Below are 11531 nucleotides of genomic sequence, written 5' to 3'. Positions count from 1 at the left end.
CATTATGGTGTAAATTGGACATAATTATACGGCAAATTGGTGTACAGCATTCTTTTTCCTCCACTTAAAAAAGCTTGAAGGCAATATAAGCAGCAACAATCCAAATAATGATCGCGGAGATCTTATTAATAATCCGTATGATTTTGCCGCTGGAGTCGATTTGTCCTACGGTTTTTCCGGCTACAGCCAGCCCAAAGAACCAAATCCATGACACTAGGATAGTCGCGCCAGCAAATACAACTTTGTCTACGCCTGTGTAACTAAGTGAGCTAGTGCCGATGACGCCAATAGTATCCAAAATCGCATGTGGATTTAATAAAGAAACGGACAGCGCGAACAGGATTTGTTTTTTGGAGGATAGAGGCGTTGCGTCTTGCGCTGACGATGTAGGTGTACTTTTCCAGATAGACCAGCCCATATACAAAAGAAATAAAAGTCCTACAGCAAATAAAGCGGTCTGCAGAACGGGAATGGCAAACACAAGGACTGAAACACCTAATACGGCTAATAAAATAAGCAGGGTATCGCATAAAGCGGCTGTAACAATAACGGGAATGGCTTTTTTAAAATGTGGCTGCGAGGCCCCTTGGTTAAATACAAAGACATTTTGTGCACCAAGTGGAAGAATTAATCCAAAGGCCAGTGCAATGCCATGAAGTAGTGCGGCTAACATAGTTTATTATTCCTCCGATAGTGTTCATACTTTATAGAATTGGCTGTCCTATTGGTTCAATTGGTTTACTACAATTTTATGGACAAATAATATGTACTATCATACAGTCTGTGTTTTGATTTAAAAAGCTGCTTATTCAGAGGGCATTGAATGATTAATTACACTAATTACACCATTAGTAAAAATGTCATCTCAACTCATGACTTTTTGTAACTAGTGAGCCCTTAAGGGGTTACACTATAATAAAGATTAAGTCAGCAGAGTATATAGGGGGAAATGCCTTGTTTAATCTGGTCAAACAGTGGTTCTGGTACGATTGGCTCGTCCTCCTGTTTCGGATTTGTTTTTCTACTTCTTTTTTGGTCACCATGTGTTATCTTTCGGAGGATTTTACGATTCCTTTCTGGATCGCGTTTGTTTGGGGCGTGGTCTCTTTTTCTGTGCCTTGGTTTTGTTTGCAGCTGCATTACAAGTATTATCTGATAGCGGAGATCCTTTTTTCGGGTGGGCTTTGTTTATATTTGGCTGCTTTGTTTCCTGAATCGTACGTAACTTTTCTGCCTATCGCTTTTATGATCGCCAGCAATAGTGCACAGAAGTCCTATCGTTGGACAGCTCCGATCACGGTCATTTTGATTCCAATTATGTTATCTAGATTGTCACAACAAATGGATGCTGTATCGATGATTGTTAACATGGGTTTGGTGTATACGCTTGGGTTCGCTTTTCATTTACTGGTGGTGAATCACAAGCAGGGCAGAATTATTAAGGAGCAAAATGCTGTTTTAGAGCAGTACATCTCGCAAGTTGAACGTATGACACTTCTGGAAGAACGAGATCGTTTATCCAAAGATCTGCATGATACGGTGGGGCATTCTTATACTTCAATTATTATGGGGCTAGAGACTTTACGTTCGGAGGTGAATACTTCTGAAGGGGAGCACAAAATAGATGCCTTGTTAAAGTTAACCCGCAATGGCTTGGATGATGTTCGGCGATATTTGCACCATGTGGGCGCTTCGGAGGATTCATTGACGCTAATGCAGTCCCTACAGAAATTAGTGGATGATTTCCAGACCTTCTCCAAGGTTAAGATTCGCTTAAGAACATTCGGAGAGCCGTATACAGTATCTAAGCAGGCCCAAATGACATTATACAGATGTTTGCAGGAGTCGATAACCAACGCTGTACGTCATGGTCAAGCCAGTGAAATTGTCATCAGCTTACATTATGAAGAGAAGCTGATTCGGCTGGATGTGCAGGATAATGGATTAGGCACTGAAGATTTAAAAGCAGGATTTGGTGTGAATGCGATGAAGGAGCGTGCCTCCAACTTGCAAGGACAAGTGTATTTCTACTCTAAGCCAGGGGAAGGGACCTTAGTGACCTGCAGTTTACCAAGGCTTGAAGAGATACAGGAGGAAACGATTCGTTTATTGCTGGTAGATGATCAACCCTATATCCGGGATAGTCTGCGAATTATTCTAGAGCAGGAGCCGGATTTTGTGATCAATGGGTTAGCTGAGAATGGTGAACAAGCGATAAGCTTCTGCGAGCAGGAACAACCTCACGTGGTGCTGATGGACTTAAATATGCCGGGCATGGACGGTGCGGAAGCGACCAAGCTTATTAAGCAAAAGTGGCCAGGGGTACGAGTGTTGATCCTGACTACTTTTCAAGAAGCAGATATGGCAGTCGAAGCACTGCAAAACGGGGCAGATGGCTACTTGTTAAAGTCTACCGAGCCGCAGGAGCTGTTCGAAGGAATACGTCTCGTACATCGGGGCGTAAAGATGATTACACCCGATATTACGAATGTATTAATTGATCACTATGAGATGCATCCAGCTTCAGAGGCGCCACCGACAGAGAAGAGTAATGAATATGGACTGACTCCGCGTGAGCTGGAGATTCTAGAATGCCTCTCGAAGGGAATGCGTTATAAAACTATTGCCGCTAAACTATATCTGTCCGATGGAACGGTGAGGAATTACGCGTCCACCATCTATGCCAAGCTCGGGGTACGAAACCGTGAGGAGGCAGTCGAGAAGGCTTTTGGCATTTCGGATTAATCCTGACCGAAGTATTTGAAATTGATGAGCACCTTATTGTTTGCTTTCCCTTGTGGGAGTAGGCAGTAGGGTGTTTTTTTTGTCATATGACATTATGGCACTGGTCGATTTTACACCAAAAGCACTAGCATAGGAGTTACTTAGAAATGAACAATTTTTATTGCAGAGAGGGAGAGAAAAACATGAATCAAATAATCCGGAAACATGTGAGGAATTTTTGTTTCTTATTAATTACTTTTGCCACAGGGCTATTTTACTTTTGTTTTTATTTGGTGGGCATTACCTTTGGAGTTTCGATGTCCTTCACCTTAGTGGGGATCCCGATCCTTTATTATGTTTTGCGTTCTACCGAGACTTTTTTACAGCATGAGCGAATTCGAACTAAAGTCTATACGGATATCTCGGTTCGCACGCTTCCAACCCGATCTCAAGAAGAAGGCAGCTTGTGGGAAAGGGTTAAGGCAGAGTTTCTGGATGAACATAACTGGAGAGCGATTTTAGGGTTGATGTTGCAGTTTGGAATCGGCATGGTCAGTCTCATTTGTGCCACTCTTTTTTACTTGACCCCTATTATTCTCTTGTTGTCACCTGTCCTGTATTTATTAGATGTGTCCTCTATATCGCTATTTGGGATTGAAAATAAAACATTCAACATCTCACTTTTCTTCATGTTGTTAGGTGCAGTGTCTCTATGGATAGGTGCTTATCTCGGAAACAGTCTGGTAAAGATGATCGGCAGGTATACGCGGCGTTTAGTGAAGGATTTTGCTAGAAGATAAACTTAAACAGGAAGAAGGAAAAATGATGGTAACCTCAGTTCCATTTATAAAATTATTCTCACAATCCCTTTGGATGATGTGGGAGAACATATTTGCTGTCATCACCAAATTTCGTAGTCAGTCCGTGCGTAGATATGGGATATGTAAGTTGGTAGTGTTGAAATATCACGGAGAAAGTTTGGTCTGCCAAGATGGGCAACGGATACTTCCGGGAGATTGGGTGGGTGAGCTTCATTTGGACAATCGCCAGATTGTGCAGCTGACACGTACGCTTGGCGCAGATCGGGCCGGAATTCGTACGGCACGCATGCTTCGCGAGGCTATGAAGGAGATCAGTCGTGATCTAGACAGCAATCCGGAACTAAGCAAAGTAAACGCGCTAACCGGGATTACACTGCTTCACCGGGGGATTATTCATGGAATAGGGTTTGAGCAGCGTCCTATCAAGTCCAAATGGCAGCGGCACTGGTTCGGGATATACCTTCGTTTTTTACTTCGCATGCTGCATCCGGAAGGGAAACATCGTGTAGAGGACAGCACAGAGAAGTTATCTCCCATGATGCTTGTGCTTAGCAAGCAGTCCTTGAAAGCGCGGTTTGCCCCGCGTAAGACAGAGGCGGCTTCCTAATGTGGGCCTTCATAATTTTAGCAGTGGATGTGATTGTTCTTTATATGATCGTTCCTTTTGCGCTTACCCGAATATTGGGATGGGGGGTTCACTCGGAGGTAGGTGCAGAGAAAGAAATTGCGTTTACGTTCGATGACGGTCCGGATCCTTGTTATACACCTGAACTTCTAGATCTATTAAAAGAGCATGGCATAAAGGCGACCTTCTTCGTATTGGGCAAAAAAGCGCAGAAATATCCGGAACTGATCGAGCGTATGCACAGAGAAGGGCACCAAATCGGCATTCATAATTATACTCATACACCCAACTGGATCCAGTTCCCCTGGACCAATAGACGGAAGCAAGTAGATCGCACAGCAGACATTGTTGAGCGAATTACAGGAGAGCGGCCTATCTTTTACCGCCCACCTTGGGGGCTTCTCAATCTAGGGGATTTCTTTTTGCTAAGAGAATCTTATCGAATCGTATTGTGGTCTGTTATGGTCGGAGATTGGAAAGCGTCACTGAGTGCAGAACAATTAAAGGATGCCTTAATAAAAAAAATAAAACCAGGCTCAATCATTGTTCTACACGACAGCGGAGATACACCGTGGGCAGATGAAGAAGCGCCCTTGAATATGATCACTGGATTAGAAGAAGTCTTAAAAGAAATGGATAAAAAGGGTCTGAAGTGTCTGCGGATGGATGAACTGCTGAACAAGGAAGTTAGTTATAGTAGAGAAGCTAGATCCAGAGTCAAACATAGGGGTCAGATTGATCTGTAGCTATTGAAATTTCTCAATCATTTTTTATATGGCAAGGGCTATGGTAACATTTAGAGTAAAGCGGTCCGTACCTATATAAATTGTTGAGAAAAGGATGGGGTAGCATGTTGAATGCTTCTTATTGGTTAACCAATATAAGATTAGAACAAGGTTATGTTATTGAGGATGGGCAAGTAGCGGGTACGAATACGAAGGTTTGTCATCTCCGCATTGACGGGGATAAGATTTCAGAAGTTGTTGGAGCAGACATCGAGCTTCAGAGCCAGCTCCCGAAATACGACTGTAAAGAGTTGTTGATGCTGCCTTCTTTCGAAGAAGCACATATCCATTTAGATAAAACATATTTCGATGGACCTTGGAGAGCGGTAAAGCCTGCGTCCAGTGTTTTCGAACGGATTGAGGAAGAGAAGGTATTATTGCCTAAGCTGCTGCCCATGGCGAGACAACAAGCAGAGAGCATCCTGACGCTTATTCAGGGGTTTGGTGCCACACATGTGCGCAGCCATTGCAATATTGAGCCTGTCAGCGGCTTGCAACGATTAGAAGCGACTGTACAAGCATTAAATGCATTCGCGGGTAAAATTTCATCTGAAATTGTGGCGTTTCCGCAACATGGCCTGCTGCGCTCGGATTCTGTACAGCTGGTAAAACAGTCTCTGGCAGAGGGAGCAACCTTTGTAGGCGGAGTAGATCCTTATACGGTGGATGGAGATATCGAGAAGTCACTTCAGACGATGGTGGAATTAGCAGTGATGAGTAATGCCGGCATTGATATTCATTTACATGATGGAAAAGAAGCGGGAAAGAAAACACTGACGCGGTTAGCTGATCTGACGGAAGAAGCTGGCTTGCAAGGAAAGGTCACGGTCAGTCATGCGTTCTGGTTCGCAGGAGCTCAGCAGCAAGAGGCAGAAGAGGTAGCTAAACGGATGGCATCACTGGGTATGACTATTGCATCCACAGTGCCTATTGGAAGAATGATGATGCCACTTCCGATGCTGCACAGCCAAGGGGTAAAAGTGAAGCTGGCAACAGATAGCCTTACCGATCACTGGTCCCCTTTTGGAAATGGAGATCAACTGGAGAAGGCAGGGCGTTACGCGGAGTTGTACGGCTGCAATGATGAATTGGCATTATCTCAATCTCTCAGATTTATAACAGGAGGATTAACACCCCTTGATCCAAAAGGCGAGCAGGTATGGCCAAAGGTTGGCGACACTGCTAGCTTTGTGCTGCTGCATGCCAGCTGTTCGGCTGAAGCAGTAGCCCGAAGAGCGCAGCGCCAAGCCGTCTGGTACGAAGGCCGACTGGTGAGTGGTTCGATAACAAATAGAGACCTGTGAGGCAGATGATATGCTCCTCTCTACCTATCTGCAACAGTATAAATCTGCGATCCTCTCACTCCCGAAGGGTACAGTGCTAACTAAACAGGATCTGCAGGTGGATAAGCTTCTAATGGAGCGTAATGGCAAGGTGGAAATGTATTATGCCCCCCATAATGAGTACATTAATCCTTCTGCTAAGGTGATCATTATAGGGTTAACGCCCGGGTTCACACAAATGGGCATAGCGATACAAGAAGCGATCATAAGTCTGGAAGCTGGTTTGTCAGATGAAGAGGTATGTAGGACAGCGAAGGAAGCGGCCAGATTCGCAGGCTCCATGCGGAACACGTTAATTCATATGTTAGATACACTTAAACTGCATCAACACTTGAACCTAACCTCTTGTGAAGAACTATTTCAGCAGCAGACGATCCTGCACACTAGCTCTTTATTGCGTTTTCCCGTGTTCGTGGATAAGAAAAATTATAGTGGGGCCCAGCCCAAGCTACTTTCAAATTCACTCCTCAGGGCGCAGGCATTATCTTCCTTGCGTGAGGAGCTGAACATACTGAGCCGGGCCTTAATTATTCCCTTAGGAAAAACAGTGGAAAGTATACTTCAACTCCTTGTGTCCGCAGGTGAGCTTGATAAACAACGCTGCTTATGGGGATTTCCCCACCCCTCGGGCGCCAACGGACATCGATATAAGCAGTTCGCCAGCCAGCAAGAACAAATGGTGAAGATACTGCATAATCATTCATGGAGGGGCTGATTCAAGCTTCCCATCAGATGATCTACATGAAGTCGAAAAAATAACGAATGACATGAAAAAAGACCGGTGAAGTGTAGGTCAAGCTATCGATCCGGCTTAAATGGCTTTGCTTCAATGCCACGAATTTATCGCCATCGCCGATTAGCAGATCCCGCTTTAACACGGAAACCGTTAAACTGCCAAAGAAGCCGCTCAAGCTGATCAACATGCCTGACAGTAACCCGAAGATTGGGTTGAGCGGCGTCAGGTAGGGATAGATTAGATAGGAAACTCCTGTTGTGATGACAAATGCGAAAGCGAAACCCTCCCAAGTCAAATACGGATTGGCGGTGGGAACTATTTTCCGCTTCCCTACATAAAGTGATGCGAGATAGTGGACCACATCATTGAGCTGCGTTAGCACTACTAGAAAAAGCACAAGCCCCGCTCCATACTCCGGTGTAGCAAATTGAAAGTAGGCCAAGTGGCTAAGTCCGAATACCATCAGCATAAGCCCCCATTGGGTGGAGCTGACACTACGCATAAAACCAACCGTGCCCTTATTAATCATTCTGGGCAGCGGTAGGAGCAAGAATACATAAACCGGGATGAAGACAATAAACATTCCGTACCACTCGATATAAATCCAGTAGAACTGCAACGGGATGGATAAGTAAGCCCACAGAAATAGCCTGCGGTCCGATTTTCGTGATTTCATCATAGAGAAATACTCTTTCAGTGCAAAGAAGCAGAGCACCATGAGAGACAGCAGAGAGACGACGGGATTAAATAGGGTAGCTAGGCAAAAGATAAAAAGCATTCCCCACCACGTCTTGATACGAAAGCCAATGCCCGTATAATCCTTATTTGGCTGTAGCTTCCCTATAACTACATACATCAAGTGAATGGCCGATAAGGCCGCAAAGATAAGAATTATAGTTAATAAAGAGCGGTCGATAATTGATCACCAACTTGTCCTAGAGTAGATTCCATTAATGGGTTCATATGTTATTATGAAGGAAACGCTCAAACTTGATAAGGGGAAAATTGTAAATGGCAGCAGATCCATCGGTCTTTATATTACTGACGAATACCGGGACGCTTTTTACGAAGCTCATTCAAGGCTATACAAAAGCACCCTATAATCATGCCTCGATCTCCTTTAATCGGGAGCTTTCCGAGCTGTATAGCTTTGGCAGAAAGCATCCGAGCAACCCCCTGAATGGAGGGTTTGTGAAGGAGGATATTAAGACAGGTACGTTTAGCAAATATCCAAATACAACATGTGTCCTATATGAACTTCAAGTTACAGCCCGCGAAGTGGAGAAAATGGAGCGGGTCTTGCAAGTCTTTATCCGAAGCCGTCAAAAGTATCTCTATAATATTCTCGGCGTAATTGGCATTGCCCTGAAGGAGCCTGTCGAATTCAGCAACTCTTATTTTTGTTCGCAATTTGTAGCGGAAATTCTAGAGCGGTCGGGCATTAAGTTATGGAATAAGCTGCCCGCACTCGTTACTCCGGATGATTTTCGCCAAAGTGATCGGCTGCGATTGGTTTACCAAGGTAAATTAAGTGAATATGAACCTGAGCGCCTAGGAGGAGACGAAGGATGAATAGCAAAGAAATATTTTCTAATCGGGTGGATTCGTATGTAAAATATCGGCCGAGCTATCCTGGAGAAGCCATTGATTATTTGTACAATACTATTGGGCTCCAACCCAATTGTGATATTGCTGATATTGGTGCAGGAACAGGAATATTCTCAGCATTACTTCTGGAGCGCGGGAGTCGTGTGACTGCCGTTGAACCCAATCCGGAAATGCGTAGAGCTGCGGAAGAGAATTTCGCAAAGGTTAACCATTTCTCTATATCGCCGGGGTCTGCTGAACATACAGAATTATCCGACCAGTCCATGGACTTTATCGTATGCGCCCAAGCGTTTCACTGGTTTGATAGGGACGCAACGCAATTGGAATTCAAGCGGATTCTAAAACCGGGTGGAAAAGTGGTTCTGATATGGAATTCCCGGCTTACTTACGGTACCCCATTTCTGGAGGAATATGAGCAGCTGCTACAGTCCTTCGGGACGAACTACACTCAAGTTAATCATAAGAACATTACTCCTGAGATCCTTAGTTCCTTTTTCAAGAAAGGACAGATGCAAGTAGCGCATTTTAGCAATCAGCAGGTATTTGATTTGGAGGGATTAAGCGGGCGGCTTCGATCGTCTTCCTACACTCCGGTCCCCGGAGATCCAAGCTATGAGAATATGATGGCCGAGCTGCGGAATATTTTTGAACGAAATAATCAGGGTGGGCAAGTGTTTTTTGATTATAATACCGAAATTTATTGGGGCGAAGTGTAAAGTAAATAAAAAGACTCAAACCTTTGAGATAACAGGGTCTGAGTCTTTTTTACTTGGTAGTTATGAAAGATGTACGTAAAACGTGGTGGACTCGCCGACGAAACTTTTGGCATAAATTTTTCCTTTGTGCTGCTCGATAATGGATTTGGCAATCGCCAGCCCTAGGCCATATCCCCCTTGTTTACGCGCCCGGGAAGCATTTGTACGGTAGAATCGGTCAAAGATGCTCGCTAAGTGCTCCGGCGCAATGCCCTCCCCAGTATTGGTGACCGCTAATACCATGTCATTATGCTGTTTTTTAAGGGATAAGGTGACTGAACCTTTAGGGTTCGAATATTTTACAGCATTGTCCAAGAGGATCATGATCACTTGTTTGATCTGTTCACTATTGCCTAGCACTGTCAGATCAGGCTCGATATCATATTCAAGGGAGATATGCTTCTCAAAGATTACAGCTTCCATCGTTAAAATGATATTTTCAACCACGTCGCTCAGATTGAATTTCGAATAAATCATTCTCGATCTGGAATCGTCCATCTCGGTCAGGTACAGCAGATCATTGGTCAGGCTGGTCATTCTTTCTGTTTCCGATTTGATATAGTGCAGCCACTTGGACTGATTGTGAATGGTGTCATCACTGTTGGACAGGAGAACATCCGCATTGGTGTTAATAATAGTCAACGGCGTCTTTAACTCATGGGAAGCATCCGCAATAAATTGTTTCTGTTTCTCAAAAGCCTCCTTTACCGGCGCAATTGAACGATTAGCAAAAAAGCGGCTAGCGAAGTACAAGATAATCAGCATCACTGAGCCAACTACAGAGAAGGTATAGATTAGATTGGTGAGGATTTTTTGCTCTGCAGTGATGTCCAGAAATACAAGCATCGCCCCATCATTCGTATGCTGGATGTTGAAGATCCATTTGCTGCTATCCAAGGTGAACCTTCCGGTATCTTTACCGGCGCTTAGTGCTTCTTGCAGAGCCGTATTATAAAATTCATCGTCCATAGTAAATTTGGAATCTTTCCCCGTAAGGTTGGACGCTGTATCTATTTTCAGCATAAATGAGATTGAGCGTTCTGGAGGAGGTGTTCCGTTATCCGTACGTTTATTATCCACACGTGGTAACGTGGCTCCTCCTTTGGTATTGCCTAATCGTCCTGTGTCACCACCGGGAGACTTGTAGTTTTCCATGATTCTGTGAAGATCCATCTGAATATCGTTTTGGACATCCCGGTACGTAATTACATATATGGAGATGAAGGCCACAAGCATGATCACCGAGATGGTGACTAAGTTAACAATAAGAAACCGATTTCTGAGCTTCGTGAACATTAGGTCGTCACCTCTAATACATACCCTACGTTTCTGATCGTACTAATGCGTACGGTCGAATTTAAGAAGGTCAGTTTTTTTCTCAAAAAAGAAATATACACCTCTACATTATTGTGCTCAGCATCTGAATCAAAGCCCCACAGCTTCTCAATAATTTGTTCTTTGGAGGTTACAGCTTGTTTCCTCAAGATCAGAAGCTCCAATAGCTCGCATTCCTTTAGATTGAGCTTGATCTCTTTGCCACCCACGGTAAGCTTCAGATTGGATGTATTCAGTTCAATATCCCCGAACTTTAAAGCATCATCTGGTATCACCTCGCCTTTACGTCTTAGTACAGCCCTTATTCTTGCCAATAAGATCTCCGAGGAAAAAGGTTTGGCGATATAATCGTCAGCCCCATAGTCCAGCCCAGTGACCATATCTGTAATTTCACCCTTTGCGGTAAGCAGGATAACGGGAGTGGGTATCCCCTTTTTCCGCAGCGTCTTGAGGACGCTGACCCCATCCATCTCAGGCAGCATGATGTCGAGCAGCAGCAAATCATAGATTCCACTTAGTGCGTAATCCAGACCCGACCTGCCGTCATGGACTGCATCCACCGAATAATTATGTTTTTTTAATATTTGAGTTAAGGCCTCAGCGAGATGAAGCTCGTCTTCTACTATTAATATTCTCATGGTTTTGCCATCCCCTACATAGAACCAGTATTTGTTATTGAGGTCATTATATCAGGATTACCTTTATTGAACCTTAATGAAGGTTGAGATAGAAGTGACTGCGAACAGCAGTTTGAAATCAAGAAATCTGCAGACAACAGCGGCCGGAAGTCCAACATTCA

Annotated in this window: 12 protein-coding genes; 8 read left to right on the top strand and 4 right to left on the bottom strand. The window is 44.1% G+C overall.

Annotated features, from left to right (window positions below):
- Positions 1 to 64: 64 nt before the first annotated feature.
- Positions 65 to 673 carry a LysE/ArgO family amino acid transporter gene (locus MHI51_RS29865; RefSeq protein WP_405173459.1) on the bottom strand — a complete coding sequence of 203 codons (609 nt, stop codon included), beginning with the start codon at positions 671 to 673 and terminating at the stop codon, positions 65 to 67.
- A gap of 281 nt (positions 674 to 954) precedes the next feature.
- On the opposite strand from MHI51_RS29865, the gene MHI51_RS29860 reads away from it, so the two are divergent.
- From MHI51_RS29860 to MHI51_RS29835, 6 genes are all read left to right on the top strand, one after another.
- A complete protein-coding gene (locus MHI51_RS29860; protein WP_076191568.1) occupies positions 955 to 2745 on the top strand; it encodes a hybrid sensor histidine kinase/response regulator transcription factor in 1791 nt (596 codons plus the stop codon).
- Between the two features lie 182 nt (positions 2746 to 2927).
- Positions 2928 to 3524, top strand: a complete 597-nt coding sequence (locus MHI51_RS29855) for a sensor domain-containing protein (RefSeq protein WP_076124185.1) — start codon at positions 2928 to 2930, stop codon at positions 3522 to 3524.
- Positions 3525 to 3546: 22 nt separating this feature from the next.
- The gene (locus MHI51_RS29850; RefSeq protein WP_254847726.1) at positions 3547 to 4152 is read left to right on the top strand and encodes a YkoP family protein; all 606 of its coding nucleotides are present in this window, start codon (positions 3547 to 3549) and stop codon (positions 4150 to 4152) included.
- Positions 4152 to 4916, top strand: a complete 765-nt coding sequence (locus tag MHI51_RS29845) for a polysaccharide deacetylase family protein (RefSeq protein ID WP_076132805.1) — start codon at positions 4152 to 4154, stop codon at positions 4914 to 4916. Before MHI51_RS29850 ends, MHI51_RS29845 begins: the two co-directional genes overlap by 1 nt.
- Before the next feature lie 104 nt (positions 4917 to 5020).
- Complete coding sequence (locus tag MHI51_RS29840; protein ID WP_076191571.1) at positions 5021 to 6259, top strand: amidohydrolase; 1239 nt, start codon at positions 5021 to 5023, stop codon at positions 6257 to 6259.
- A 73-nt stretch (positions 6260 to 6332) separates the two neighbouring features.
- Complete coding sequence (locus MHI51_RS29835; RefSeq protein ID WP_256717190.1) at positions 6333 to 7013, top strand: uracil-DNA glycosylase family protein; 681 nt, start codon at positions 6333 to 6335, stop codon at positions 7011 to 7013.
- 22 nt (positions 7014 to 7035) lie between these two features.
- Here MHI51_RS29835 and MHI51_RS29830 read toward each other — a convergent pair whose 3' ends face one another.
- Positions 7036 to 7950, bottom strand: a complete 915-nt coding sequence (locus MHI51_RS29830) for a phosphatidate cytidylyltransferase (protein ID WP_076132799.1) — start codon at positions 7948 to 7950, stop codon at positions 7036 to 7038.
- Between the two features lie 95 nt (positions 7951 to 8045).
- Between MHI51_RS29830 and MHI51_RS29825 the strand changes: the two genes are divergently transcribed.
- Entirely contained in the window at positions 8046 to 8606 is a 561-nt protein-coding gene (locus MHI51_RS29825; RefSeq protein WP_036682293.1) for a hypothetical protein, read from the top strand.
- The gene (locus MHI51_RS29820; RefSeq protein WP_405173458.1) at positions 8603 to 9358 is read left to right on the top strand and encodes a class I SAM-dependent methyltransferase; all 756 of its coding nucleotides are present in this window, start codon (positions 8603 to 8605) and stop codon (positions 9356 to 9358) included. Before MHI51_RS29825 ends, MHI51_RS29820 begins: the two co-directional genes overlap by 4 nt.
- A gap of 60 nt (positions 9359 to 9418) precedes the next feature.
- Here the strand turns inward: MHI51_RS29820 and MHI51_RS29815 are convergent, their stop codons facing one another.
- Together MHI51_RS29815 and MHI51_RS29810 are read right to left on the bottom strand one after the other, a co-directional pair.
- Positions 9419 to 10693 (bottom strand): cell wall metabolism sensor histidine kinase WalK, encoded by a 1275-nt coding sequence (locus tag MHI51_RS29815; protein ID WP_076124170.1) that lies wholly within the window; start codon positions 10691 to 10693, stop codon positions 9419 to 9421.
- Entirely contained in the window at positions 10693 to 11370 is a 678-nt protein-coding gene (locus MHI51_RS29810; protein ID WP_076099753.1) for a response regulator transcription factor, read from the bottom strand. Before MHI51_RS29810 ends, MHI51_RS29815 begins: the two co-directional genes overlap by 1 nt.
- Positions 11371 to 11531 lie beyond the last annotated feature (161 nt).

Source organism: Paenibacillus sp. FSL H8-0260, from assembly GCF_045040625.1.
Lineage (GTDB): Bacteria > Bacillota > Bacilli > Paenibacillales > Paenibacillaceae > Paenibacillus_AQ > Paenibacillus_AQ odorifer.
This window is presented reverse-complemented; position numbering and strand designations above follow the sequence as displayed.

Bases quoted from the DNA above. Each gene is read 5' to 3' on its own strand.
- MHI51_RS29855 (WP_076124185.1), top strand. From the start codon at position 2,928: ATGAATCAAATAATCCGGAAACATGTGAGGAATTTTTGTTTCTTATTA.
- MHI51_RS29810 (WP_076099753.1), bottom strand. From the start codon at position 11,370: ATGAGAATATTAATAGTAGAAGACGAGCTTCATCTCGCTGAGGCCTTA.
- MHI51_RS29845 (WP_076132805.1), top strand. From the start codon at position 4,152: ATGTGGGCCTTCATAATTTTAGCAGTGGATGTGATTGTTCTTTATATG.
- MHI51_RS29815 (WP_076124170.1), bottom strand. From the start codon at position 10,693: ATGTTCACGAAGCTCAGAAATCGGTTTCTTATTGTTAACTTAGTCACC.
- MHI51_RS29850 (WP_254847726.1), top strand. From the start codon at position 3,547: ATGATGGTAACCTCAGTTCCATTTATAAAATTATTCTCACAATCCCTT.
- MHI51_RS29840 (WP_076191571.1), top strand. From the start codon at position 5,021: ATGTTGAATGCTTCTTATTGGTTAACCAATATAAGATTAGAACAAGGT.
- MHI51_RS29865 (WP_405173459.1), bottom strand. From the start codon at position 673: ATGTTAGCCGCACTACTTCATGGCATTGCACTGGCCTTTGGATTAATT.
- MHI51_RS29820 (WP_405173458.1), top strand. From the start codon at position 8,603: ATGAATAGCAAAGAAATATTTTCTAATCGGGTGGATTCGTATGTAAAA.
- MHI51_RS29825 (WP_036682293.1), top strand. From the start codon at position 8,046: ATGGCAGCAGATCCATCGGTCTTTATATTACTGACGAATACCGGGACG.